The organism is Neisseria sp. P0022.S010 (assembly GCF_051956635.1).
In genome coordinates, this window is sequence record NZ_JBQCXF010000003.1 from 26,309 (window position 1) to 52,035 (window position 25,727).

The following is a 25,727-nucleotide window of genomic DNA, read 5'->3' on the forward strand; positions in this document are numbered from 1 at the left end:
TGCACCGCCGTTTGTGTGTTTAAACGTTATTTAAATGATTGTCTAATGCCGCCGCTGCGCCGACGATGCCCGGAAACTCGCTCAATACGACATACACGGGAATAGCGGCAAGGTAAGCCTCAAAGCGGCCTTTATTTTCAAAGCGGCTGCGGAACGGGGACGTTTTAAAGTAATCCAACACGCGCGGGATAATGCCGCCGCACAAATACACGCCGCCGCGCGCACCCAATGACAAAGCCAAATTGGAAGCGACCGTGCCCAACATGGCGCAGAAAATATCCAAAGTCTGACGGCAAATCGGCGATGTTCCGCTCAATGCCTTATCGGTAATTTCAGACGGCTTCAGACGGTATTGTTTGATGTTGTCGCGCTTGGCCAATGCCTCGTAAATCAGGCTCAAACCCGCGCCGCTCAAGAAACGCTCGGCAGAAACATGGCCGTATTTGTTTTTAGCGTATTGCCAAATCAACACTTCCATATCGTCAAACGGCGGAAAGCTGGTATGGCCGCCCTCGCCTGACAAAGCCACCCAGCCTGCGGCGCTGTGCACCAAACCGCTGACACCCAAACCTGTACCCGGGCCGATGACGGCTTTAGGCGCAAATTCGATGGGTTTTTGCCCGCCGATTTGTACCAGGTCTTTCTTTTCGGTTTTGGTCACAGCCAAAGCTTGGGCGGTAAAGTCGTTCAACAGAATCAAGGTTTCCAAACCCAAAGCCTGACGGGTGGTCTCGATGGAAAACGCCCAATGGTGGTTGGTCATTTGCACCCAGTCGCCCAAAATTGGATTGGCAATCGCAAAGGCAGCGTGCAAAACTTTCGGACTGCCGGCACGTTCCAAATAAGTTTTGGCGGCATCGACGATGGTGTCGTAATCCTTGCAAGGCAAGACTTCAGCCTTTTCAATGACCTGTGGTGCAGTTTCAAGTGCAAAACGGGCATTCGTACCGCCAATATCGGCGACCAAACGAGGATAAGCTTCAGTGTGCATAGTAGACATGGCAGTTAATTCCTTGATGATTGAGAATCAGGCTGGTCGGATATTCGGTATCGGCCCTTGCGGCAGCTTTATCAAATACTGCTTTTTTCTCTGCGCCTTGAATGGCCAAAAACACATTCGGCGTTTTGGCAATCACACCCAAAGTCATGCTCACGCGCTCATGCGGCGCGGTAACCGGCGTGGTATGAATCAATGTCGGGTCATCGGCTTCATTGATTGCGGCCTGTAATTGAGGCGCTTGAGGGAACAACGACGCCGTATGTCCGTCTGAACCCATGCCCAACACCAGCACGTCAGGTTGTTTGTAATGTTTCAATGCGTAAGCAACGACAACTTCAGGTTGTAATTCAGTTTCAGATTTTCCGTCTTCAACAACCGGAATCCATGTAGCAACGGCCGCGTTATTTTTGAGCAGATATTCGCGCACCAGGCCCGTATTGCTGTCGGCATGCGTGGTCGGGACAATACGCTCGTCCACCAAAGTAATGCCGATGTTTTGCCAATTTAAATCTTTTTGCGACAAAGCCTCGAAAAACGCAATCGGCGAACGACCGCCGGAAACGGCCAAAACCGCATGGTCTTTCTCATTCAACGCGGTTTGCAATGCGGCGGCAACGGCATCGGCCAAAGCTTGCGCGGCAGTTGCAGCGTTTTCTTGTTCGTGCCAAACAAACATGTTTCGTCCTTTCATGGTTTCAGACGGCCTTTTGTTGGAAAACAAGGCCGTCTGAAAGAAATATTATTGCTCTTCGTGCCACTTGTTGCCGTCGCGCGCCAACAGCGCGCGCGCAGCTTCTGGGCCCCAAGAATGGGCTTCATAAGCATGCGGAGGCGTTGTATTGTTCGCCCAGTTTTCCAAAATCGGCATTACATATTCCCAAGCGGCTTCGAGTTCGTCGCGGCGGTTGAACAAAGCGAGTTTGCCGTTAATCACATCCAGCAGCAGACGCTCATAAGCCTCGGCGCGACGGCCTTCTACGGCTTTGCCCAAATCCACACCCAAAGACGTTACTTCCACTTTATTGCCTGCACCCGGGGTTTTCACTTGCGTGTAAAGGCGGACAGATTCGGTCGGTTGTAGCTCAATAACCAAACGATTCGGCGCGGCTTGGCTGTTTTCAAAAATATGGTTTTGCAACGGACGGAAGTTCAACACGATTTCCGCCACTTTGCCTGCCATACGTTTGCCGGTACGCAGGTAGAAAGGTACGCCTTTCCAACGTTCGTTTTCGATTTCGGCTTTAATGGCGACATAGGTTTCAGTGAAACTGTCTTTCGGTACATCGACTTCTTCCAGATAGCCGTTCATGCCGTTTGACGCAACATATTGGCCGCGAATAACATTTTCATTGACGGATTCGATGGTCAGCGGTTTCAAAGCCTTGATGACTTTCACTTTTTCATCGCGCACGGCATCGGCATCCAAGCTGGCGGGCGCTTCCATGGCGGTCATACAAAGCATTTGCATCAAGTGATTTTGCACCATATCGCGCAATGCGCCGGTAATGTCGTAGAACTCGCCGCGCTCTTCCACGCCCAACTGCTCGGCAATGGTCAGCTGTACGCTTTCAATGTATTTGTTGTTCCACAAAGGCTCGAACATCACATTGGCAAAACGCAGGGCCAGCAGGTTTTGCAGGCTTTCTTTACCCAAATAATGGTCGATACGGTAGATTTGTTCTTCTTTGAAATAACGGGCCACATCTGTATTGATTTGTTGGGAAGAAGCCAAGTCTGTACCCAACGGTTTTTCCAAAACCACGCGCACGTTATCGGCATTCAAACCGATTTCGGCAAGGTTTTCACAGGCTTGTGCAAAGAACTTCGGCGCAGTTGAGAGGTAGATCACGACATTCTCAGTATTCTTGCGCGCTTTTACCAAGTCGCCCAAAGCAATGAAGTCATCTTTCTTTGTCACATCGACTTTTAAATACTCGAGACGTTGGATAAACGATGCCCACGCTTCTTCTGAGAAGTTTTGTTTGACATGGATTTTAGAATTCGTTTCCACTTTGGCCAAAAAGCCGGCGGTATCCAATTCGCTGCGGCTTACGCCTAAAATACGACCTTCGGGATGAAGCAAACCGGCTACATGCGCCTGATACAGGCAAGGCAAAAGTTTACGCATTGCCAAATCGCCGGTCGCGCCAAACAACACCAAATCAAAATTTGTCTGTGTACTCATTGTTTCATCTCTCGTTGAGGAAGCTTGCTTCAAAACTTTTGGACTGTCGTCATCTATAAAAATCGATTAGAATCAAAAGCCTTTAAGCAATAAGCAGTAAAAAACCAATCGCCTGCACCAAAATTTCAAACAAGCGGGCTAATGAGTAGTAATACTACACATGGCTACACATTTTGTCTATTCTCATTTTTACAAATTGTTTGATTTAACATAAAAGTTTGATGACTTTTACAGCCCATCGTTTTACGAATTGACCATACCTCGATTTAAATCAAATTTCTTACATTTAGCAAATTATTTTGTAACAAAATTACAGATTTTGTACTATAATATGCGGACGCTTCGAAGAGAAATCTTCAAATATTCAGACGGCCCTTATTATTTATTCCCACAGCTCAAGGCCGTCTGAAACATACCCAATACAAAAATCAGAAACGCGCAAACAAAATCCCTATCATATCGTTTAGCCAGGAGACCGCACATGAACCCCACTCCTATTCACCCGAAACTCGCCGAAATTACCGAGCGCATCATCGAGCGCAGCCGCCCGACGCGTGAAAAATATCTGGCGAAAATCCGCAGCGCCAAACAGATGGGACGCTTAGAGCGCAACCAGCTCGGCTGCAGCAACTTGGCACACGGCTACGCTTCCATGCCTAAAAGCATCAAAATCGAAATGCTTCAGGAAACCGTTCCCAACTTAGGCATCATCACCGCCTACAACGACATGGTTTCCGCACACCAGCCGTTTAAAGACTTCCCCGACCAAATTAAAGACGAAGCGCAGAAAAACGGTGCAACCGCCCAAGTCGCCGGCGGCACGCCCGCCATGTGCGACGGCATCACGCAAGGCTACGCCGGCATGGAATTGTCGCTGTTTTCCCGTGACGTGATTGCCATGAGTACCGCCATCGGTCTGTCGCACCAAATGTTTGACGGCGGCCTGTTTATGGGTGTATGCGACAAAATCGTACCGGGTTTGATGATTGGTGCGTTGTCGTTTGGCCATATCCCAGGCATCTTCGTTCCGGCAGGCCCGATGTCCAGCGGTATCGGCAATAAAGAAAAAGCCCGTACCCGCCAGCTTTTTGCCGAAGGCAAAGTCGGCCGTGATGCCCTGCTTGAAAGCGAAATGGGTTCTTACCACAGCCCGGGTACTTGTACCTTCTACGGCACCGCCAACTCCAACCAAATGATGATGGAAATGATGGGCGTACACCTGCCCGCCGCCGCCTTCGTCCATCCTTACACCGACCTGCGAGAAGCCCTGACCCGCTACGCTGCCGGACACCTCGCGCGCGGCATTAAAAACGGCACCATCAAACCCTTGGGCGAAATGTTGACCGAAAAATCGTTCATCAACGCCCTGATCGGCCTAATGGCAACCGGCGGCTCGACCAACCACACCATGCACCTCGTCGCCATGGCGCGCGCCGCAGGCGTGATTTTGAACTGGGACGACTTCGACGAAATTTCCTCCATCATCCCGCTGCTCATCCGCGTGTACCCCAACGGCAAAGCCGACGTGAACCACTTTACCGCAGCAGGCGGCCTGCCTTTCGTTATCCGCGAATTGCTGGACGCAGGCCTGTTGCACGACGATGTCGATACCGTCGTCGGACACGGTATGCGCCACTACACCAAAGAGCCTTTCCTCATCGACGGCAAACTCGAATGGCGCGAAGCCCCCGAAACCAGCGGCAACGACGACATCCTGCGCAAAGCCGACAACCCGTTCTCCCCGGACGGCGGCCTGCGCCTGATGAAAGGCAACATCGGTCGCGGCGTGATTAAAGTGTCCGCCGTGCGCGAAGGCTGCCGCATCATCGAAGCGCCCGCCATCGTGTTCAACGACCAACGCGAAGTATTGGCTGCGTTTGAACGCGGCGAATTGGAACGCGATTTCGTCTGCGTCGTTCGCTATCAAGGCCCGCGCGCCAACGGTATGCCCGAATTGCACAAACTGACCCCGCCTTTGGGCATTCTGCAAGACCGCGGCTTCAAAGTGGCGCTGCTGACCGACGGCCGCATGTCCGGCGCATCCGGCAAAGTGCCTGCGTCCATCCACATGACGCCCGAAGCCCTGATGGGCGGCAATATCGCCAAAATCCGTACCGGCGACCTGATCCGCTTCGACTCCGTTACCGGCGAACTCAACGTCCTGATTGACGAAGCCGAATGGAACGCCCGCGAAGTCGAACACATCGACTTGAGCGCCAACCAACAAGGCTGCGGCCGCGAACTCTTCGCCAACTTCCGCAGCATGACCAGCAGCGCAGAAACCGGTGCCATGAGCTTCGGCGGCGAATTTGCCTGATGTCCGTTTCAGACGGCCTTTTAAAACAGAAGGTCGTCTGAAAAATTATTGAAGCTGTTTAAACGGATCAGACGCAGCGTGGGCTTTGCCCACGAATAAGCAACGTCTCCCATTTTTCAAAAAGGCCGTCTGAAAACTTAGCCTCTTCCTGTTTGACCTCAACAAAAATGCCCCTATCCCACTTGGAGAACTGAAATGTCCAAACTGACCCCACGCGAAATCCTGACCGCCGGCGCAGTTGTGCCTGTGATGGCGATTGACGACTTAAGCACCGCCGTCGATTTGTCCCACGCCCTTGTCGAAGGCGGCATCCCCACCCTCGAAATCACCCTGCGTACCCCCGTCGGCCTCGACGCCATCCGCCTGATTGCCAAAGAAGTGCCCAATGCCATCGTCGGCGCAGGTACGGTAACCAATCCCGAACAGCTCAAAGCCGTCGAAGACGCAGGTGCGGTTTTTGCCATCAGCCCGGGTTTGCATGAATCCCTCGCCAAAGCCAGCCACAACAGCGGCATTCCCCTGATTCCCGGCGTTGCCACTCCGGGCGAAGTCCAACTGGCTTTGGAACACGGCATCGACACCCTCAAACTCTTCCCTGCCGAAGTCGTTGGCGGCAAAGCCATGCTCAAAGCCCTGTACGGCCCTTACGCCGACGTGCGCTTCTGCCCGACCGGCGGCATCAGCCTGGCAACCGCCCCCGAGTACTTAGCGCTGCCTAATGTCTTGTGCGTCGGCGGCTCATGGCTGACTCCGAAAGAAGCCATCAAAAACAAAGACTGGGATACCATCACCCGTCTGGCTCGCGAAGCTGCCGCTTTGAAACCAAAAGCCTAATAAGGTTATAGGTTAAAAAAGAAAAGGCCGTCTGAATATGATTTCAGACGGCCTTTTCTTTACTGCAAGCATACTGAATCAAGCATTATTCAGCTTGATATTTATCCTAACTGGCGGCATTGACACACAAAGATTCAATCTTACCTGCCCTCGGGAAGCGGATGGTGTAATGTCCTTTCTGATCGATTTCGGCAAAGCTGAAGCGGTTTTCAGGCGTATCACCATCAGCCCCTACTTCCAAAGCAATCCGTTTGCCTTTCGGGTCTTTTACAACGACACCGGGACTGACAGGCGCGAATGAAAGCACTAAACCGGCATCTGCCGAGCTATTAAAACCATACACTTGGCCACGTTTAACCTGTAAGGGTTGGTCAATGCAGCCTGTTTCGTTCAGAGGCAGTATTTTTTCAGCAGAGGCAAATGCCGCGCTCCCTAACCCTAATGCAAAAATCAAAGAAAAACTCAAATATTTCATATACTTCCTTTTAGAATTGAAATTTAAATACAAACAAATATTTAGTCCAGTATCCGCCTAATTCAAATTATCCCTGTTCCAACACTTTCCGTGCTGCTTCCACACCCCAATACAAAGCCTCTTCAAATACCGAATAGCTGCTTAAATCACTGTGTGCAAACAATAATCCGGCATTTCGATTTCTGATTTTTAATAAAGCCTCTTCGCTTAAATAGCCGGGTTTCGGCACGCTCATGCCATGTCCGCGGACGGTAATGTCAACATGGGAAACATGCCGCCAAAAGCCTTCGCCGTAAGCGGTAAGCAAATCTTGGGCGGCAAGCCGGAGCAGCTCTTCGTCGCTTGCTTCAAGCAGCTGGCGGCGGACGGATTGTGGCGTATCGTGATTGAGCGCGGCGTAGGCGGTAAAAATCGTGCGTTCAGGACGGGCAACCCGAATAAACTGGTTGGTCGCAACAACATAACCCAGCCCTTGGCTGCCGTAAACCACATTGTCCCACGCAAGTTCGCTGTTGTTTTTTTCTTTAGGGAAACTGTGCAGTTCAAAATTGGAAATCAGCCATGGCGCGTATTCAGGAATGTCCAGACCAAATTGTTCGGGAGATTCAATAATGCGGGCGGCAACCATCAGCGGCATGGCGGAGATAAGGTATTGCGCGGTGACGGCAACGGTTTCCCCTTTTGCATTATCACGCAGCCACACTTCAATCCGGCCGTCTGAAAGCGGTTTGATTTTAACGGCGGATGCGTTGACGGAAGCAGGTTTCTCCAAATAGATGCGGTTTTCAGACGGCCATTGCCAGCCTTCCTGCAAACCGGCATGACGGCGCAGATTTTCAGAAAGATGTGCCAAACCTTCGGGCCAAGTGAGGATGGTTTCCACGCTGTTGCGGGCGGCAAAATAATGCAGTCCGGCAAAGGCGGATACTTGCGCTATGCCCTGTCCGTAATCGTCGCGGCAACAATAATCGAGATACCACAAAAGCTCGGGTGAGGAGTAGCCCTCTTGCTCAAGCCATTGTTTAAACGTCAGATGATCGAGTTTTCGCCATGTTTCATCTGTCGATGACAGCGCAATCGGAATGGCAAAAATTTTCTTACCATCATTGCCGTAAGCCTGTTTCAGACGGCATATTAAATCAAAAAACCGTTTGGAATCCGCATCTTCTTTCGGCAATAAATGTTCCACCCATTTATCCTGATACAAGAGGCGCGATTCGGGCGCATAGACCAAATCGGTTTCCCTAAAGCTGCCGTCCGACTGCAAAATACCGAAATCCGCCAGCATCTCGCGTACATACACGCTTTCTTTCGACGGCAAAGCCAAATAATGCGCACCGCTCGGCGCTTTCAGGCCGTCTGAAGACGTATAGGCGGCATTGTTGCCGTTGCGCTCGAACCCTTCCGCCAGCAATACATCACGATGACCGTGTTTCGCCAAATACCACAACGCCCCCAAACCCGCCGCGCCGCCGCCGAGTATCAGCGTATTGCATTCGTAACGTCGAGTCGGCGAGCTGAGCAATTTCCCGTCGCGCAACAAATGCCCCAACGGCAAACCGACACGGTTAATAGAAACCGGCGGTTTACGGTTGAGGTATTGGTAAGTTTGCCAAGAAAAAGCAGAGGCAGCGCCAAGCGCGGCGGTGTAACTGAGAAATTGACGGCGGGTTAGCATGTTTTATAAAAAGGTCGTCTGAAAAAATAAAAATGAAACGGTACAATGAGGTTAAACAGATCTCACGTTATTTATGTCCTGCCGAATAACCATGATAGGAGCTTCCGGAATGCGATGAGTCGCTGTCTTCAGCTTTGACATAGTTGAACAAGACGGTAAGGAAAATGATGAAAGCAAAGAAAATAATCGTCCCTACCCGTTCCTCTTCGTAATCACGATCGTTTTTATATCTGTCAGAAATCCATATCCATACCAACGCACACAGACTGACCACTATGCCGACAGGGCTACGTAGGTGCGGCGACAGCCAGGCCGGAAGGTTGACGATGATAAGAATCAGCATAGCAATGATACGGGCTACATTATCTCTACTCCCAACATTTCTATTGTCGCCCTTCAGCCAGTAAGAGAGCATCTCCTTAGTATCAAAAGACAGGCCGAATGCCTTTCTCATTTGACGGTAAGACACAGGACTGCTTTTACTCCAGACAATTTCATCCTTGCTCTGCTCGGAACACAGAATGACATTCCGGCCATAACTTTTCTTGCCGCTATATTCCTTGTAATGAAGCAAATCGCCTTGTTTGACTTTCCAATAAAAAGCGCCAGCCGCTGCCTCGACCCGCCCGCGGTAATGATCAATCAACATTTCACCGGCAGGATTGCCGCTTGAATCAAAGTCCGGCCATGTGTGTAAGGTTTCTGACAGCCGCCAGCGTTTTCCAGACTCAATCAGCCAGGCAAACCCTTGCTGCGTGTTATAAAGCAGATATTCCGTCCAGTATTCGGACTGATTTTGGTTATAGGACGATATTTCGGCAAATCTTACAGCCCCGATAATCAGATATTCTGTATCGTTCAGACGGCCTTTCGTACCAATGGAAAGCGTAAACAGGTTTTCTTGTTCTTTCCTTTGGGCATTTGCCTTCATCAACGCAACAGTATCTTTTGTCGTGTTCAAACTGCTGCCGCAAGACTGACACAAAAGGAAAGAAGTAACACCACTTGGCCAATGGACAGGAGCGCCGCAATGAGGACAGTTTTCAGAAAGAATCTCTCCTTTCAGACGGCCTGCACTTTCACGGATTTCATCATCACTACGCTTATTTTCCAGCTTCAAACTGTCCAAACTGACTATGCGTCCGAAGTAGGAGTCCATTGGAAAAGTCGAATAATCCAAGGTCAAAAACAAATTGCCCCGCCGCCAGTCGCAAACCTCGCCTGTCGCTTGATTCCCAGATAAGTTGAACGGCAACTCGCCTTGCGCATCGGTATTACGGTAATGTATGGTGCGGACGTCTGACGCAATAAAGGTTTGGCCATTAAAGATCAACGAACTGGAACCGGCTTTCACCGACTTAAAATTTTTCGGCCCCCGTCTCCTCTTCTGGGCAAGCAAACATGTCATCGCATATAAATCGCCAACCTCGGAAAGCCAGCCGGTCTGCCCGTCATCAAACAAGACATACCATTCATTCCATGCGCCGACATCGTAATGCACCTGCAATCGCCCAATCAGCGTAAATTTCCGATCATCAAAAACGCCTCTCGTTCCAATCTGCAACGGACTAAAATCCTCCAGCAACGCAGAATCACGCCCAGAATTGGCAACAAAATATCCGCTCCTCCCCTTACCGCTTCTAGCAACCAGCATACTGTGGCAATGGCCACACACCAGCGTCACGGCAGTAGCGGAATATGCCTCCACAGGCGCACCACAGCTTGGGCAATCGGTTTTAAAAAAAGGCGTTTTTTCCATATAACGTCAATATTTCAGTTTAATCAGCACAAGGTTTAAGGCCGTCTGAAAACGGATTGAATATGCTTTCAGACGGCCTGTCTTTTAATAAAGAATAAGTTAAATCTTTTTTCTTGATTGTTCTGCCATATGATGAACTTTGTTTTTTTCTTTAACTAAAGCCAAGTTTACTAATCGGCAAAAAATTGTACATCTCTCTCTTTTACCCATCCAGTCAGGCAAACGCCTTTTGCGACAATAAGAAACTGACCTTCATTATCAACATGAGTGGAAAGACGACATTTTTTGCCTTTGGGCGGTTTGATTTTCCATTCAGTCGGGAAATCGGTAGGTTTGGTGCAGTTGTCAGGTAGGCCCATATCATGGCAACTGATTTGGTTTTCTTTGATTGCCAAAGGTACTTTTTTTACTTTTATCCAAGAGTATCCTTCTTCGGTATTTTTGCTGTCATTACCGACAACGCAAAGGTATTGCATATAGTGCAATTGAGCGATTGAAGATGCCTTATCGCCTGGCTGAACTTGTAGGGATGTGCCTTGGTTATTACTGACATAAACTTGATTACGGCAATACTCTGTACGTTCATATGTTAATTTTTTTGCTTCGGCACTTTCTACTCCAAGCAAAAACAAACCTGCAAGCAAGTAAATAACCAATGGCAAACTTCTGTTTCTCTTCCAATTTTTTATTTTAAGCATTTTGTTTAAAAGCCTTTTTATACAAAATTTGTTATCTAATTTACTATTAGCCGATTTTTTCAGACGGCCTGACAGATTTTATTGTTCAACCAATGGTTGTATATCGTCCAGTATTCCTTCGCCACGTTGTGCAACCGTCCAAACAGCTCTTTCAGCCGCCAATTCCCTGCACAAGATTTCCTTCACTTTTTCCAATTTCATGCCACCACAGATAAATGCGTCAATAGCGGCGAAGCGGTGTTCCGGCCAAGTGTGGATACTGATATGAGACTCGGCGAGCAGTAAAACGCCGGTTACGCCGCCTGCGCCGCCGAAGGTGTGGAAGTGTTCGGTCAATATGGTGGCTTCTGCGGCTTGTGCAGCAGCTGTCAAAGCGGTTTTCAGACGGCCTTCATCTTTTAAGATGGCTTCATCGCAACCGTATAAGTCCAATAGGCCATGATTACCGGGCGCATGGGTCATTTATGGCCTCCGGAATAACCGCTGCCGCCGTAATAGCCGCCGGAGTGCATACGCGAGCCGTCGGAGTCGGAAGAGCCGTAGCTGATGATCATGGAGATGACGATGATGATGGTACTGAAAATGATGTAAGTGATTCTTGACATATTAATCCTCGTCCTCGTCTTTTTTGCCCATACTCCACAACAACCAGCATCCTACAAAGATGACAGTAAGTGCGGCAGAGCTATCGCCGGTCAAAAGCGCAGGGAGATTGACGACAACCAAGATGGCGGTCATTATCATTCTTAATGATTTATCAATGCCGTCCGCCGCCATGTTTGCAGTGTAATGCGGAGCTTGGCTGGTCAGATTAAACGCATCTGCAATTTCCCGATAAGCAATTGGGGCACTTCTAGTCCATGCCATTTCGTGACTGTTTAGTTCGGAGCCAATCTTACGGCTTTGTCCGTCTCGGTAATCGCTGTAATAGTTCAAATCACCGTTTCGGACACGCCAATAAAACGCTCCGCTGGCAACCTTGACCTGTCCGCCATAGTCATAAAGTTTGCCATAGCCTTGCGGTTGGCGGTTGCGGTCGAGGCGCGGCCAATCGTTCAAGGTTTCGGAAATATTCCAACCTTCATCAGCTTCAACCAGCCATAAGAAACCCTGTGTAGGGTTGTAAAGCAGATACTCCGTCCATTGCCCTTCGGGCGTGAGCGTACGGTTGAGGCCGCTGAACAGGTTTTCGAATGTTTCCTGTGCGTCGGTTTCGGCGTATCTGACTGCGCCCATAACGTAAAATTCGCGATTTTTCAGACGGCCTTGTCTGCCGACGGGCAGGGTAAACAGGCTTTGCTGCGCCGTTCGCATGGCGTTGGCGGTAATGAGTTCGGCTTTGTCTTTGCCGATTGCCAATTCGCTGCCGCAGCTTGGGCAGTTGAGATGGGCGGTGAGGCCGTTGACCCAGTGGACGGACGAGCCGCAGTTGGGACAGTTTTCTGAGGAAATACTGCCTTTCAGACGGCCTGCGCTTTCTTTGATTTCGTCTTCGCTGCGGGTGTTTTCCAGCTTCAAATCATCCAGGTTTACCATCCGTCCGAAGAAGGCTTCAGGTGTTTCGCTGCTGTAATCGAGCGTGATGAAAAGGTTTTCGCAACGCCAGTCGGAAACCCGATTTTCTGTATCCTCTTTCAAAACAAACGGCAACTCACCCTGCGCGGCCGCATGTTTCAAGCTAATGTTGCGGACATCGGAGGCAATATAGCGTTTATCTTGAAAAATCAGCTCGCTAAACCCGGCTCGCGTGTCTTCAAATCTCGGCGGATTATCGATTTCGACCGGCATGGTCATCACATACAAATCGCCCGCCTCAGAAAGCCACCCGGCCCTGCCGTCGTCAAACAGCGCATACCATTCGTTCCACGTGCCATCGTCGTACTGCACCTGAAGCCGTCCGACCAAGGTAAAGCGTTGTGCGACAAATGTACCGCTGGTTCCGATTTGCAGCGGACTAAAATCTTCCAGCAATGCGGAATCGCGGCCGGAGTCGACAACGCCGTTATCTTGCCGCACCAGCATGCTGTTGCAATAGCCGCACACCAGCGTCACGGCGGAAGCAGAATGCGCTTCGACAGGTGCGCCGCAGCTTGGGCAGTCGGTTTTGAAGAAAGGAGTTTGAGACATGGGTTTGCTTTTTCAGAATGGGTTGGGATGTTTCAGACGGCCTTAACGTTTTTGAAGTCGGACAGACTTAATCAAATCATTTGAAAGGCCGTCTGAAACCTTTTCCACAGAAGCAGCTCAATGCTTCTTTTGAATGATATTTTTCAGACGGCCTTCAATTGATCAACCAATCAGCTGTTTCAACACTTCAGCCTTGGCTTTGTCAAAATCTTCTTGCGAAATCAAACCGCCATCGAGCAAAGACTTGAGTTTTAACAATTTCGCCTGCGGATCTTCGGCAGCCGGCTGAACATTTTGCTGAGCCTGTTGCGCATTCGGCTGCATCATGCCAGACATGGCACCCGCCATCGCCTGACCAATACCGGCACCCACGCCCAAACCTGCACCGATTCCGGCAAGTCCGCCTTCATTTTGTGCCGCAAGCGGGATGGATTCGGCGGTTTGATATTGGGTGTAGCGACCCAAATCGCCGATAACGCCCATCGAAATTTTCTTATCCAACGCAGCCTGGATAGAAGCAGGCAAGGAAATGCTTTCAACCGTAAAGTTTTCCAGCGCCAAACCCAGCTTGGCAAATTCCGCACCGAGCAATTCGCCGATTTTTTGCGACAGCAAAACTTGGTTCGCAGCCATATCCAAAAACGGAATACCGGAGCTGCCAAATGCGGCCGCTAACTGGGTGACTGCAATATTGCGCAGTTGGTTTTCCAAGTCTACACCGCTGTATTGCGCCGCCACACCGCTGACTTCTTTGAAAAATTTTGCCGGATCGCTGATGCGGTAAGAATACATACCGAACGAACGCAGTTGTACCGCGCCAAACTCGGCATCGCGCACGGTAACAGGTTGGGACGTACCCCATTTTCGTGCAAGCTGTTGTTTGGTATTGAAAAAGTAAACATCCGATTTAAACGGAGATTCAAAGAGCTTGTCCCAGTTTTTCAAATTGGTCAGCACCGGCAGCGTTTGCGTATTAAGCGTGTAACGCCCCGGACCGAACACGTCGGCGGTCACGCCTTCATCGACAAACATCGCCATCTGCGCCTCACGCACAGTCAGGCTCGCACCGTTTTGGATCTCCTCATCGGCAATCGGAAAACGCCACATCAGCAGGCTGTCGTCAGGATTCGGCCATTGGATGACGTCGATAAACTGTTTCTTGATAAAGTTGAACATCGCAGTTCCTTATTTTAAGAAGAAGGGATAACTTATGGGCAGCCAGGTCAATTTGCCTGGTCGGTTATATCACTTATTTTATATAAATAGAATGTCATACGATATTAACATTCAAAATGTCTTTATGCATGGGAATAGAGTGGGTAGCTGTATCTATTTTTACTGTTAAGCCCACTAGCCGACCTAGAAACATTAACATATCATTAAATCTCATGCAGACTCTGTTTTACACGATTTTTCTGCTTTTACCTGCGCTATATCATAAAAAAGACAAATACAGGTAGAAAATCATTAAACACCATACCAAGCGTTCACTACACCTGTTAATATTTATTAAATCCTAGAAATTCATCATGCTGTATTGTCAAATTATCACATTGGCTTTCATAAAGTAAAAGGAATTTATATGAAAAATTCTGCTCATTTCTGTTTTGCTGTGTTAGCACTCTCTGTTGCCGTAGGTACACAGGCTGCCCGCCCTGTTGAATTTACCGTTGGCAGCGAATATTACAACGAGACCTATCGCGAATATGAACAAGATGGCACTCGCTTAATGCAGCAAAAAGGTAACTTATGGTCTATTAATGCCGGCGTAAAATACCGTTTCAACGATCGCCATGCGGCAAAATTAGAAGGCCGTTATTCGCGCGGTAAAACAGATTACACGGGAAGCATACAATATATAACTGAGGATTATATCGATGATTCAGCAAGTTATGGCTCAGCCACACTCAAAAATGCACCACGCCGCGCATACGATATCCGTGCTTTATACGAATACACACTCCCGATTAACGATCGCCTTAGCATTACTGCCGGAGCCGGCTTGGGACACCGCGTTCTGAGAGACTTAAGCAGCCGCATTGATCCTAATGATTATGACCGCAAAAACCGAACTACATATGCGCAAATCAATACTGGAGTAAATATCACCCTTCCTGCAAACTTTGAGATATCTCCCCGCATTGCCTACAATCGTGCCGTGAAAGGCCGCCAATATTCTTACGAACCCGACCAGGTAGAAACCCGAATGAAACAAGGCGGCGGACAAGGTATCGAGGTTGAAGTGCCTATGTCTAAAAAATTCGCTAACGGCTCCAAAATCAGCCTCGCTCCATTCTATCGCGGCTGGAAAGTTAAAGAATCGAACCTTACCGTTACGGAAGAGTATGACTCATATGGATTGGGATCTATAGAACCTAAAAACCACACCCACGAAGCGGGCGTAAGATTGCAATACTCTTTCTAATTTGATGAGTTTAAGTAGTTAAAACGTTTCAGACGGCCTTGTATATAACAGGCCGTCTGAATTTTTTGATACCTCCCAAATCTCATCATTACGCTAATACCATCAGGCATAAGACATCATCCGTCAAAAAAAATCTACCGCTGTTTTTTTCCAGACAAGATTTGAGATGAGTACATCTTTTGCGATCAAGCCCAAAATCAAGTCAAACAAGCAGCGTTCAAAATGCCAATCGAAATGGACACTGCGCCAAATAACGCACCGACGGCGACATTGTTGCCAATAAGTTCTGCGGTAGCGCCTTTAATCATCATGGTGGCGGCGAAATAGACAAAAATCTGAATCACGGCTGCGGCAAGGGCCCACAGGATAAAATCGATGAAGCTGACGCTGTGGGCAATACTTGAAGCCAGTGTCAGACAGAAACCGACCAACGCGCCGCCAAATGATAAGGCGCAGGCAAGGTTGCCGTTTTTAATCAGGCGCAATTCTTCAACGGGTGTAATCCGCAGATATACGGCGGCAAAAACAACGGTCATGGCGATACCTACCAACATATATTGCAGGTAGAGCATATATTGGGACAGAGAAATACTCACGATAAGATTCCTTGGTTTGCAATAAAGTGATTATGCCATACTTTTGAAGATAAACCCTTTAGAAAATACGGAATTTTGGAAGCACTTCAGGCCGTCTGAAACAGTCTGTTTTTTAATTCATGTTTTATTGTGATAATTGTTGACGATTTTTGTATATTTATGTAACTATTGCGCACCGCCATTTATTAGAGCAAAGAGGAGAATATGAGCATACTCGCCGCTATCCGCCCTAAAGAACCTTTGCGCCATCTGCGCTGGTTTGACATGCTGATTGTTACCGCCATCCTGTTCGGTCAATTTGCCTACCGCTCCACCCAACTTTATATCGCCAGCCTGATGCCGCAAGTGGAAACAGCCGCCGTTGCCGAAGAGGCGCGCGATACTGCGGTAACCGGCGTGGCTTATTCGGAAAACATGAGCCTGCAGTTGACACTGCTTGCTATTGCTTTGATTTACCTCATTATCCGCCGTTTCGACTTCAAACAATTGCCGATTCGTTTTAATTTAGGCGTGTTGTTTTGGACGCCTGTGATTTTTATCCTGATGGGCCTAACCGCCGATGCGGTAACTTCGTTAAGCGGCGGCTACAATTACTTTACCACTGAAATCTTCCAATACATCAAACCATTATCCATCTTCGACAAATTTGCCGCCCTTGCGCCGATGGCCATCCTCTACGGCCTTTTAAACGGCTTTTATGAGGAATTCTGTTTTCTCGGCCTTTTGACCTGCGTGGAAGACAAATACAAATGGCAGGCATTGGCCTATTCGACCTTGGTGCGCATCTCCTTCCATACTTACCAAGGCATGCTTTGGGCAACCGTTATCGGCGTCGTTTTCGGCTTGATGTACTACTTCTTCTACAAATACAAAGTCAAAAACCTGCTGCCGTTTTTCCTGATTCATGCCTTGGCAGATATCTTCGGCTCCGGTTTCATCTATTTGATTTGCGCTTAATGGCAACAGTTGGCTGAATAAACAAGGCCGTCTGAAACATCATTTTTCAGACGGCCTTTTATCATCTATCGGCTTACTTAATCAACGTAATCGCCACATCCGCATCTTCCGTTGCAACGGCCTCAATCACGACATCGCCGCCAAACCGCAACACCGAGCCTGCGCCGACCGTATGTTTTTCCTTCTGATTCAAGGTTACGTCAAAGCTTCCTTTTCCAACGGCAAAAATCAACGTTTTAAAACCCGGATGATCGTGCGGCTTAATCTGCTCCCCTTTTTTCATGTCTTTCTTAACGACCATGTAATTTGCACCGCTGAAAATCTTACCGTTTTCAGAAGAAACCTCTCCCAAAGGCGCGGCAGAAACGGCAACGGAAAACAAAGCGGACAGCAATACGGCAGCAATATTGGCAACTTTCATAACAAGCCTTTCTTGAAAACAGGGCTTTCATTCTACAAAAAACCACTATATTGTTCAATAATAATTCTCATTTCTTAATCTACAGGCCGTCTGAAATCCAACGATATTTTTCAGACGGCCTGATTGGCCTGTATAATATTCTCTTATTAATAAAACCGCTTTACATACCATCAAATGGAAACCGTCAGAAAAGATCCGCTCGGCTCGGCCTGGATGGTTATTGCCGCGCTCGGCTTTACCGTCATGAACCTCTCCATCAAAGCCGCCTCAACGCAATTCGGCTTTTCCAGCGGCGAGCTGGTCTTTTGGCGCATGCTGGTCTCCACCCTGTTCTTAGGCATCATGGCCAAAGCGCAAGGCAACACGTTTTCCACGCCGTATTGGAAAACCCATCTCAACCGCAGCGTCATCGGCACGCTTGCCATGATGTGCACGTTTTATTCCGTCATGCACCTGCCGCTGGCAACAGGCGTCACACTCAACTACACGTCTTCCATCTGGCTGGCCATCTTTTCATTTTTCATTTTAAAAGAACGAATTACACTTTATACCCAAGCCATTTTGGTTATGGGCTTTATCGGCGTTATCCTCTTGCTCAACCCATCTTTTCAAGGCGGACAGGAGTTTGCCGCGCTGGTCAGTTTGGCAGGCGGCGCCATGTCGGGCTGGGCGTATTTGCAGGTGCGCGAACTCTCGCTTTTGGGCGAACCGGGCTGGCGCGTGGTGTTTTACCTCTCGCTTACCGGCCTGATTATGGGCGCAGTCTGGAGCACCATCACAGGCTGGCATCCGCTGACCGTCTCTTCCCTGCCCTATCTGGCCGGCATCGGCATCTCCGCCATGATTGCCCAACTGGCCATGACCCGCGCCTACAAGGTCGGCAAGAAATTTACCGTTGCCTCGCTTTCCTACCTGACCGTCGTTTTCTCCGCTCTGTCCGGCGTACTGCTTTTCGGCGATAAAATCACTTGGCAGGAAGCTGCCGGCATGGTTATCATTGTTGCAGGCGGCGTGTTCAGCAGCTTTACTCCGGCCTCAATCAAAAAATTTCTGATGAAGCAATAATTTAACAAGGAGAACACCATGATTTCCATCCGCGAACAATCTTACGGCTTAAACGTAGCGCTGTACAACGAATTCACTTTGGACGATTTCCGCCAATTGGAAGAAGCCTTGTTGGCCGCAAAACAAAAAATCCATCTGCCCGACATCCTGTTGGACTTGTCCATGTTGAAAGACTTCACCATCGATATGGCGGTCGAGCAAATCAAATTCCTCAACCAACACGAAACCGACTTCGGCCGCGTTGCCGTCATTACCGACGACATTTGGATCAAACTCGGCGCGCGCCTTTCCAGCCTCTTGACCAACCAACATCCCAAATATTTCAGCGACGCTGCCGAAGCACAGGCTTGGTTGTTGGCAAGCAATTTGAAATAAAGATAAGGCCGTCTAAGCGCATTACCGGAGCAAATTCAAAACCGCTCAGGCTCAAACAACGGTATCACAATATTTTTCAAAGCATAAAAAAGGCCGTCCGAAACCTTGCAACCTGCAAAGTTTCAGACGGCCTTTCATCGTTTTTATTCAAAAACTTACATGACATTCAATACATCAATGCCCAACAACTCCAAGCCTTGTTTCAGCGTGTCGCCGGTCAGCTTCGCCAGTTGCAGGCGGCTGTTGCGGGTTGCGCCTTCTGATTTCAAAATCGGGCAGGCTTCGTAGAAGCGGCTGAACAGGGTGGCGATTTGATAGAGGTAGGCGGCGAGGTAGTGCGGATATGCCGTGTCCGCTACGCTTTGCAGTACGTCTTCAAATTTCAGCAGCTCAGCGGCCAGTTGTTTTTCCAAAGGTTCGGTCAAAACGGTTGGCGCGGTTGCGTCCCATTCGCCTGCTTTGCGGAACACGCTTTGTACGCGTGTGTAGGCATATTGCAGGTAAGGGGCGGTATTGCCTTCAAACGAGAGCATGGCGTCCCAGTCGAACACATAATCGCTGGTGCGGTTTTTGCTCAAATCGGCGTATTTGACTGCGCCGATGCCGACGGTTTTGCCGATTTTACCTGCTTCGTCTGCGCCCAGTTCAGGATTTTTCTCTTTCACCAAAGCAGTGGCGCGCTCGACGGCTTCGGTCAGCAGGTCAACCAGTTTTACAGTGTCGCCGCTGCGCGTTTTGAACGGTTTGCCGTCTTTGCCCATCATGGTGCCGAAGCCGATAAACTCGGCTTTTACATCTTCCGGCAGATAGCCTGCTTTGCGGGAAGTGGTAAAGAGTTGCTCAAAGTGCAGGGCTTGGCGGTGGTCGACGACGTACAGCAGGCGGTCGGCATGAAGCGTGCCGACGCGGTAGCGCAGACACGCCAAGTCGGTGGAAGCATAAAGGAAGCCGCCGCCTTGTTTTTGCACGATAAATGCGGCAGGTTCGCCTTCTTTGTTTTTGAACTCGTCCAAGAACACGACTTTTGCGCCGTCGTCTTCGACTGCCAGGCCTTTTTCGACCAAATCATCGACCACGGGTTGCAAATCGTCGTTGTATTTCGATTCGCCCGCCACGTCTTCGGGGCGCAGTTTCAAGCCCAGCGTGTCATAAACGGCTTGGGCGTGCGAGAGTGAAATATCGACAAACTGTTTCCACAATGCCAACACGGTTTCATCGCCGCCTTGCAGCTTCACAACGTATTCGCGCGCAGTGTCGGCAAAGGCAGGGTCTTCGTCAAAGCGCACTTTGGCGGCGCGGTAAAACTGCTCCAAGTCTGCCAGCTCGAACGCGGCATTGTCTTTTTGCTGCTCGACCAAATAAGCGACCAACATGCCGAACTGCGTACCCCAGTCGCCGACGTGGTTTTGACGGATAACGGTGTTGCCCATAAATTCCAACACGCGTGAAATGCTGTCGCCGATGATGCTGGAACGCAGGTGGCCGACGTGCATTTCTTTGGCAAGATTAGGCGAAGAATAGTCGATAACGACGGTTTTCGGTTGGGCAATTTTTGCTACGCCGAAACGCGCGTCGTTCAAGGCCGTCTGAATGTTTTGTGCGAGGAATTCAGGACGCAGGCGCAGGTTGATGAAGCCGGGGCCGGCCACTTCCGCGCTTTCAATCACGGCGTTGTCGGCCAATGCTTCGGCGACCTTTTGCGCCAATTCGCGCGGATTTTGTTTGGCTTTTTTCGCCGCCCCCATCACGCCGTTGATTTGGAAATCGCCGTGTTCGGCGTTTTTGGTCGGCTGCAAAACAACGGGGCTGTCGGCGATGCCTGCGGCGGCAAAGGCGGCGGCGGCTTCGCGTTCGACGGTTTGGTATAAATTCATGTTGTCGGTCTCTATCAATTCAAATCAGGCGGTATTTTAAAAGAATTTCGGGCTTTAAAACAGGGCAGGCTGCAATACTTTTCCAGCGGCTTGTTATACTTGTTATATGATTGCATTCTGATTCAACGATTTTGCTGTAAAGGCCGTCTGAAAGGAAAAGCCATGAACCCAAAAAATACGCTTTGTCTGATTGTCGATATTCAAGAACGCCTGCTGCCCGCCCTTTCCGGCGCGGACGAAATGTTGGAACGCTGCCGCCTACTGATTCAAGGCTTGACGGCTTTGGACATCCCCTTTGCCGTAACCGAACAATATCCGAAAGGTTTGGGCAACACTGTATCCGCCGTATCGCTGCTGTTGCCCGAAGGCACGCCGGTTGTCGAGAAAACCCGATTTTCGGCATTTTTGCCCGAAATTCAGGAAATCTTACGCAAAAACGACATTAAGCACGTTATTTTAGTGGGTGCGGAAGCGCATATCTGTATGCTTCAGACGGCCTTGGATTTGAAAGCGCAAGGTTACGCCGTATCCCTGCCTTTTGAATGCACCGCCTCGCGCACGACTGCCAACCGCGACAATGGTTTGGCGCAACTGAGCCGTCAGGGCATTACCGTTTCCAATGTCGAAAGTATTTTGTTCCAACTGCTCGGCGATGCCAAACATCCGGCCTTTAAGACCATCTCCAAACTGATTCAATAAAAGGCCGTCTGAAATGCAATACACCATCCGCCCTGCCCTGCGCCAAGACTTGCCCGCCATCGTCGATATTTACAACAGCACCGTGGCCACGCGCCAATCCACGGCCGATTTGTCGCCGACCACGGTTGCCGAACGCGAAATGTGGTTTGCCGCACACACGGACAAACGCCCGATCTACGCCCTTTACGATACCGACGGCACCGTATTGGCCTGGGGCAGTTTCAGCGACTACCATCCGCGCTACGCCTACCATATCAGCGCAGAAGTCAGCGTTTATGTCCGCCACGATATGCGCGGCGCAGGCGTGGGCAAAATCCTGTTGCGGCACATGCTCGAACGCGCGCCGTCCTTAGGCATCCGCAACGTCATCGCGCTTGTGTTCGGCCACAACTATCCGAGCCTGAACCTATTTCACCGTTTCGGATTTGAAGAATGGGGGCGGCTGCCACAAGTCTGCGATTTGGAAACCATGTTGGCAGACGTGGTGATTTTGGGTAAAAGGATTGTGGATTGATTACGGCAAAGGCCGTCTGAAAACTGAATTCAGACGGCCTTTTGACGGCAAAACCTTTATTGCGGTTTCTTCGCCAGCATGGTAACGAATTTAAACTGAATCGGATTGCCGAATTCGTCTTTCGCGTGCATCGAGCCCAGCTCTTCCTTGTATTCCACCAATTCCCAATCCTTATAGTATTCACGCAGCTCGCCCTCGCCAAACTTGAACGGGAACGGCATCGGGCAAGGGAAATCTTCCGTATCCATCGCAGAAACGATCAGATTATAGCCGCCTGGGTTGGTGTGTTCCTTCATATTGGCAATCACGTCAGGAACGTAACGCGGCATCAGGAACATAAACACCACGGTCGCCACCATATAATCAAAGTTTTCCTGAATATTGGCGGCGTTGAGGTCGTATTCAAACGCGCGGACATTCAACTCTTCAATACGCGCCAGCTCTTCCACGTTTTGAACCGCATGGGGATTATTATCGACAGCGGTAACGTCAAAACCTTTCAAACCCAGATACAGCGCATTGCGGCCCTGGCCGCAGCCCATATCCAAAACCTTGCCGACGGGCACGATGCCTTCGGCGGCGCGGACGGCCGAATGCGTCGCGCTCATGCCGTATTTCTTATTGAAATAGTCCGCCGCCTCGCAGTAAAACGACAGTTGGATTTCCGTGTCTTGCGTTTGCGGCGCAATAAAGTGCCATGCTTGCGGATGGATAATCCAATCGCCGCTCTCAGGCGTCAGCTCGTGCGTAGCCGTAATATTGCCCGATTCGTCCAATTCATTGAAGTTCAAACGGCCTTGGAGAACATTGAGGCAGCCCCAAGTACCGGCGGCGGTATTGTGTTTGGACAACAAGGCTTCGGGAATCTCGTCCGCCGTCCACACCGGCATCTGTTTGTAACAAAACAATTCTTGCTGTTCGCTCATCATATTTCCTTTCTATTTTGACGGTTTCAACACAGCTTCTGCCAAGGCTTTCTGAATGGCAATCACACTCTTGTCGCTTTTAAACTGCAAGGTTTCGGTTGGCGCTTCGCTGGAAGAAACCCAAATCTTCAGCTCGGCATCCAAATCGAAATGACCCGAGGTTTCCACCGAAAAGCGTGACACGGAACGGTATGGAATCGAACGGTAAGACACTTTCTTACCGGTCAAACCCTGTTTGTCCACCAACACCAGCCGATATTCGGTAAACACAATCAAATCGCGCACCAGGCTGAATGCCATTTTTACCTGTTCGCCATCAATCAGGATATTCGCCAAATCGCGTTCCACCGCATCGGCGTCTTTTTGTGAAGCATTGCCCAAAAGGCCGCTGAACAATCCCATATCTGCCTGCTTTCTATACGAGTGATAAAGTGCAGGGTATTTTACACGCGCAAACTGTATTTGCCGATATTTCAGACGGCCTTATGTTATGATACCGCCTTATTCGACAAAGACATGCCCATGGATAAACCCGTTTACCTCTACACAGACGGCGCATGCAAAGGCAACCCCGGCGCAGGCGGCTGGGGGGTATTTATGCGCTACGGCACACACGAAAAAGAATTGTTCGGCGGCGAAGCCGAAACCACCAACAACCGCATGGAGCTGACTGCCGTCATCGAAGGCCTGAAATCCTTAAAACGTCGCTGCCAAGTCGTCATCTGCACCGACTCGCAATACGTCAAAAACGGCATGGAAAGCTGGATACACGGTTGGAAAAAAAACGGTTGGAAAACCGCCGCTAAAAAACCGGTCAAAAACGACGATTTATGGAAAGAGCTGGATAGTTTGGTTCAACAGCACGATGTCCGCTGGACTTGGGTAAAAGGCCATGCCGGACATCCAGAAAACGAAAAAGCCGACGAGCTTGCCAACCGAGGCGCAGCAAAATTTTTATAACACTTCACCCATGACTGTACTCAAATATCTCAAACCATTCTTTTGGATTGCTATCATTGCATTGATTTATGTGACGCCAAAAGCACTTATGTTCGCCTATTCGCCCTTTCATGATGTCAATGATTATTTTAACTTTGGATTGTGCGATCACATTGAGAGTGCAGAAGAATGTGACGACTTAATCACGCCCTCCTATTTATTTTGGTGGTTTATACCCAAACCGTGGCTTTTCGCATTCATATCTCTGACTGCCATTTACCTTGTTCTAAAAATCCTGATTGAAATCATCCGATTCCTATTCAGACTGAGAAAGAAAAAACCATGACCTGTCCCATCTGCACTGCCGACAACGAAGACATTTTGCTGCAAACGCCCAATCTGCGCGTTATCGCCGTCCACAACGAAGCCGGCGCACCGGCATTCTGCCGCGTGATTTGGAATAACCATGTTTCCGAGATGACCGACCTTTCTCCTGCCGAGCGCAACGAAATCATGGAAATGGTGTATCAGGTCGAAGCCGCAATGCGCCAAGTTTTCCGCCCGGCCAAAATCAATTTGGCCAGCCTCGGCAATGTTGTGCCTCACTTGCATTGGCATGTCATCGCCCGCTTTGAAAACGACGCCAACTTCCCCGCGCCGATTTGGGCCGCGCCCGTCCGCGAACACGGCATGACCCTGCCCGAAAATTGGCCGCAACAAATCAAAAACTTAATCGCTTAAACTTTCAGACGGCCTGTAAGGTCCGACACGCCAAGCTTTAGGCCGTCTGAACATATAACGAAAGGAAAACCTCAATGACTTCCACCACGCGCCGCCATTTCCTGCGCACCTGCTCTGCCGCGGCAGGCGCAGGGTTGTTGCAAGCCTGCGGTACAGGCACGACCACCACGCCGCAAACCAAAACCACTTCCACCACCGCGAAAGCCCAAACCGTGCAACCTAAGCAACCCCATCCGCCACGTTCCGGCGACAACCTCCTGCGCGTTGTTGCGCCGTCAGGCTTCGCCGAAGACCCCAACCGCGTAACCACCGGCCTGACCCGCCTCTACAACGCAGGCTTTACCGTAACCAACCAACAAGCAGGCAGCCGCCGTTACCAACGCTTTGCCGGCAGCGACGCCCAACGCGCCGCCGACTTCCAAGACGTTGCCAGCGGCCGTGTTGAAACACCCAAAGTCCTCATGGGCCTACGCGGCGGCTATGGCGCGGCACGCATCCTGCCACAAATCGACTTCGCCTCACTCGGTGCCAGAATGCGCGAACGCGGCACATTGTTCTTCGGTTTCAGCGACGTTTGCGCCGTCCAACTCGCCCTGTTGGCCAAAGGCAATATGATGAGCTTTGCAGGCCCGATGGTGTACAGCGAATTCGGCAAAGCAGACCCCAGCGTCTTTACCATGGATTCCTTCATCCGCGGCACGACCAACAACGTCAACATCGTTGATGTCCCAACCATTCAACGCGCCGATGTCAACGTCGAAGGCACATTGTGGGGCGGCAACCTCAGCGTTCTCGCTTCCCTCGCCGGTACGCCCTACATGCCCGACATTCAAGGCGGCATCCTCTTTATCGAAGACGTCAGCGAGCAGCCTTACCGCATCGAGCGTATGCTCAATACACTTTATCTGTCAGGTGTTTTGCAAAAACAACGCGCCATCATCTTCGGCGATTTCCGCATGGGCACCATCCGCGACGCGTACGATTCCAGCTACGACTTCTCCGCCGTCGTCAACCACATTTCGCGCACCGCCAAGATTCCTGTGTTGACCGGTTTCCCATTCGGCCACATCACCAACAAAACCACTTTCCCGTTGGGCGCGCATGCCAAAGTCCGCAGTACCG

The 25,727-nt window shown here is 49.9% G+C and carries 26 protein-coding genes and 1 pseudogene; 11 read left to right on the forward strand and 16 right to left on the reverse strand.

Annotated features, from left to right (window positions below):
- Window positions 1-19: 19 nt before the first annotated feature.
- The 3 genes from ACTHUT_RS00935 to zwf all read right to left on the reverse strand — a co-directional run bounded on the left by ACTHUT_RS00935 (window position 20) and on the right by zwf (window position 3,185).
- Window positions 20-1,000 (reverse strand): glucokinase, encoded by a 981-nt coding sequence (locus tag ACTHUT_RS00935; RefSeq protein WP_440385601.1) that lies wholly within the window; start codon window positions 998-1,000, stop codon window positions 20-22.
- Window positions 981-1,676, reverse strand: a complete 696-nt coding sequence (gene pgl, locus ACTHUT_RS00940; protein ID WP_440385600.1) for a 6-phosphogluconolactonase — start codon at window positions 1,674-1,676, stop codon at window positions 981-983. Before pgl ends, ACTHUT_RS00935 begins: the two co-directional genes overlap by 20 nt.
- Window positions 1,677-1,739: 63 nt before the next feature.
- On the reverse strand, window positions 1,740-3,185 hold the full coding sequence (gene zwf, locus ACTHUT_RS00945) for a glucose-6-phosphate dehydrogenase (protein WP_440385599.1): 1,446 nt from the start codon (window positions 3,183-3,185) through the stop codon (window positions 1,740-1,742).
- Window positions 3,186-3,666: 481 nt separating this feature from the next.
- On the opposite strand from zwf, the gene edd reads away from it, so the two are divergent.
- Together edd and ACTHUT_RS00955 are read left to right on the forward strand one after the other, a co-directional pair.
- Window positions 3,667-5,502, forward strand: a complete 1,836-nt coding sequence (edd, locus tag ACTHUT_RS00950) for a phosphogluconate dehydratase (protein ID WP_003745735.1) — start codon at window positions 3,667-3,669, stop codon at window positions 5,500-5,502.
- A 195-nt stretch (window positions 5,503-5,697) separates the two neighbouring features.
- The gene (locus tag ACTHUT_RS00955; protein ID WP_003745733.1) at window positions 5,698-6,336 is read left to right on the forward strand and encodes a bifunctional 4-hydroxy-2-oxoglutarate aldolase/2-dehydro-3-deoxy-phosphogluconate aldolase; all 639 of its coding nucleotides are present in this window, start codon (window positions 5,698-5,700) and stop codon (window positions 6,334-6,336) included.
- Between the two features lie 106 nt (window positions 6,337-6,442).
- Here ACTHUT_RS00955 and ACTHUT_RS00960 read toward each other — a convergent pair whose 3' ends face one another.
- From ACTHUT_RS00960 to ACTHUT_RS00995, 8 genes and pseudogenes are all read right to left on the reverse strand, one after another.
- Window positions 6,443-6,811, reverse strand: a complete 369-nt coding sequence (locus ACTHUT_RS00960; RefSeq protein ID WP_440385598.1) for a hypothetical protein — start codon at window positions 6,809-6,811, stop codon at window positions 6,443-6,445.
- Between the two features lie 67 nt (window positions 6,812-6,878).
- On the reverse strand, window positions 6,879-8,489 hold the full coding sequence (locus ACTHUT_RS00965) for an NAD(P)-binding protein (protein WP_440385597.1): 1,611 nt from the start codon (window positions 8,487-8,489) through the stop codon (window positions 6,879-6,881).
- A gap of 67 nt (window positions 8,490-8,556) precedes the next feature.
- Window positions 8,557-10,248: a DUF4178 domain-containing protein gene (locus ACTHUT_RS00970; protein WP_440385596.1), complete on the reverse strand. Its 1,692-nt coding sequence runs from the start codon at window positions 10,246-10,248 to the stop codon at window positions 8,557-8,559.
- Window positions 10,249-10,418: 170 nt separating this feature from the next.
- On the reverse strand, window positions 10,419-10,946 hold the full coding sequence (locus tag ACTHUT_RS00975) for a hypothetical protein (protein ID WP_440385595.1): 528 nt from the start codon (window positions 10,944-10,946) through the stop codon (window positions 10,419-10,421).
- A gap of 78 nt (window positions 10,947-11,024) precedes the next feature.
- A complete protein-coding gene (gene speD / locus ACTHUT_RS00980; protein WP_440385594.1) occupies window positions 11,025-11,408 on the reverse strand; it encodes an adenosylmethionine decarboxylase in 384 nt (127 codons plus the stop codon).
- Window positions 11,405-11,551 (reverse strand): hypothetical protein, encoded by a 147-nt coding sequence (locus ACTHUT_RS00985; protein ID WP_162837292.1) that lies wholly within the window; start codon window positions 11,549-11,551, stop codon window positions 11,405-11,407. Before ACTHUT_RS00985 ends, speD begins: the two co-directional genes overlap by 4 nt.
- A gap of 4 nt (window positions 11,552-11,555) precedes the next feature.
- Window positions 11,556-13,073, reverse strand: a pseudogene (locus tag ACTHUT_RS00990) (DUF4178 domain-containing protein); the annotation flags it as partial.
- 162 nt (window positions 13,074-13,235) lie between these two features.
- On the reverse strand, window positions 13,236-14,249 hold the full coding sequence (locus ACTHUT_RS00995) for an SPFH domain-containing protein (RefSeq protein WP_311476270.1): 1,014 nt from the start codon (window positions 14,247-14,249) through the stop codon (window positions 13,236-13,238).
- Window positions 14,250-14,655: 406 nt separating this feature from the next.
- Here ACTHUT_RS00995 and ACTHUT_RS01000 point away from each other — a divergent pair, with 406 nt between their 5' ends.
- Window positions 14,656-15,498 carry an outer membrane beta-barrel protein gene (locus ACTHUT_RS01000; protein WP_440385592.1) on the forward strand — a complete coding sequence of 281 codons (843 nt, stop codon included), beginning with the start codon at window positions 14,656-14,658 and terminating at the stop codon, window positions 15,496-15,498.
- Window positions 15,499-15,695: 197 nt separating this feature from the next.
- Here ACTHUT_RS01000 and ACTHUT_RS01005 read toward each other — a convergent pair whose 3' ends face one another.
- A complete protein-coding gene (locus ACTHUT_RS01005; protein WP_440385591.1) occupies window positions 15,696-16,094 on the reverse strand; it encodes a DUF350 domain-containing protein in 399 nt (132 codons plus the stop codon).
- 204 nt (window positions 16,095-16,298) lie between these two features.
- Between ACTHUT_RS01005 and ACTHUT_RS01010 the strand changes: the two genes are divergently transcribed.
- Window positions 16,299-17,051, forward strand: a complete 753-nt coding sequence (locus ACTHUT_RS01010) for a CPBP family glutamic-type intramembrane protease (protein ID WP_063075969.1) — start codon at window positions 16,299-16,301, stop codon at window positions 17,049-17,051.
- A 73-nt stretch (window positions 17,052-17,124) separates the two neighbouring features.
- Here the strand turns inward: ACTHUT_RS01010 and ACTHUT_RS01015 are convergent, their stop codons facing one another.
- Window positions 17,125-17,472, reverse strand: a complete 348-nt coding sequence (locus tag ACTHUT_RS01015) for a hypothetical protein (RefSeq protein WP_440385590.1) — start codon at window positions 17,470-17,472, stop codon at window positions 17,125-17,127.
- Window positions 17,473-17,646: 174 nt separating this feature from the next.
- Here ACTHUT_RS01015 and ACTHUT_RS01020 point away from each other — a divergent pair, with 174 nt between their 5' ends.
- Window positions 17,647-18,537: a DMT family transporter gene (locus ACTHUT_RS01020; RefSeq protein ID WP_188211391.1), complete on the forward strand. Its 891-nt coding sequence runs from the start codon at window positions 17,647-17,649 to the stop codon at window positions 18,535-18,537.
- Between the two features lie 18 nt (window positions 18,538-18,555).
- The gene (locus ACTHUT_RS01025) at window positions 18,556-18,912 is read left to right on the forward strand and encodes an STAS/SEC14 domain-containing protein (protein WP_063067994.1); all 357 of its coding nucleotides are present in this window, start codon (window positions 18,556-18,558) and stop codon (window positions 18,910-18,912) included.
- A gap of 155 nt (window positions 18,913-19,067) precedes the next feature.
- On the opposite strand, the gene argS is transcribed toward ACTHUT_RS01025, so the two are convergent.
- A complete protein-coding gene (argS, locus tag ACTHUT_RS01030; RefSeq protein ID WP_440385589.1) occupies window positions 19,068-20,786 on the reverse strand; it encodes an arginine--tRNA ligase in 1,719 nt (572 codons plus the stop codon).
- A gap of 162 nt (window positions 20,787-20,948) precedes the next feature.
- Here argS and ACTHUT_RS01035 point away from each other — a divergent pair, with 162 nt between their 5' ends.
- On the forward strand, window positions 20,949-21,485 hold the full coding sequence (locus ACTHUT_RS01035) for an isochorismatase family protein (protein WP_440385588.1): 537 nt from the start codon (window positions 20,949-20,951) through the stop codon (window positions 21,483-21,485).
- Window positions 21,486-21,498: 13 nt separating this feature from the next.
- Window positions 21,499-21,999 carry a GNAT family N-acetyltransferase gene (locus ACTHUT_RS01040; protein ID WP_070461353.1) on the forward strand — a complete coding sequence of 167 codons (501 nt, stop codon included), beginning with the start codon at window positions 21,499-21,501 and terminating at the stop codon, window positions 21,997-21,999.
- 56 nt (window positions 22,000-22,055) lie between these two features.
- Here ACTHUT_RS01040 and tehB read toward each other — a convergent pair whose 3' ends face one another.
- Both tehB and ACTHUT_RS01050 read right to left on the reverse strand, forming a co-directional pair.
- Window positions 22,056-22,925, reverse strand: a complete 870-nt coding sequence (gene tehB, locus ACTHUT_RS01045) for an SAM-dependent methyltransferase TehB (protein ID WP_440385587.1) — start codon at window positions 22,923-22,925, stop codon at window positions 22,056-22,058.
- 12 nt (window positions 22,926-22,937) lie between these two features.
- Complete coding sequence (locus tag ACTHUT_RS01050; protein WP_049329817.1) at window positions 22,938-23,327, reverse strand: PH domain-containing protein; 390 nt, start codon at window positions 23,325-23,327, stop codon at window positions 22,938-22,940.
- 120 nt (window positions 23,328-23,447) lie between these two features.
- On the opposite strand from ACTHUT_RS01050, the gene rnhA reads away from it, so the two are divergent.
- From rnhA to ACTHUT_RS01065, 3 genes are all read left to right on the forward strand, one after another.
- Complete coding sequence (gene rnhA / locus ACTHUT_RS01055) at window positions 23,448-23,885, forward strand: ribonuclease HI (protein ID WP_049323866.1); 438 nt, start codon at window positions 23,448-23,450, stop codon at window positions 23,883-23,885.
- A gap of 321 nt (window positions 23,886-24,206) precedes the next feature.
- Window positions 24,207-24,605 (forward strand): HIT family protein, encoded by a 399-nt coding sequence (locus tag ACTHUT_RS01060; protein ID WP_036491586.1) that lies wholly within the window; start codon window positions 24,207-24,209, stop codon window positions 24,603-24,605.
- Window positions 24,606-24,679: 74 nt separating this feature from the next.
- On the forward strand, window positions 24,680-25,727 hold a 1,048-nt coding region (locus ACTHUT_RS01065; RefSeq protein WP_440418662.1), incomplete at its 3' end, for an LD-carboxypeptidase.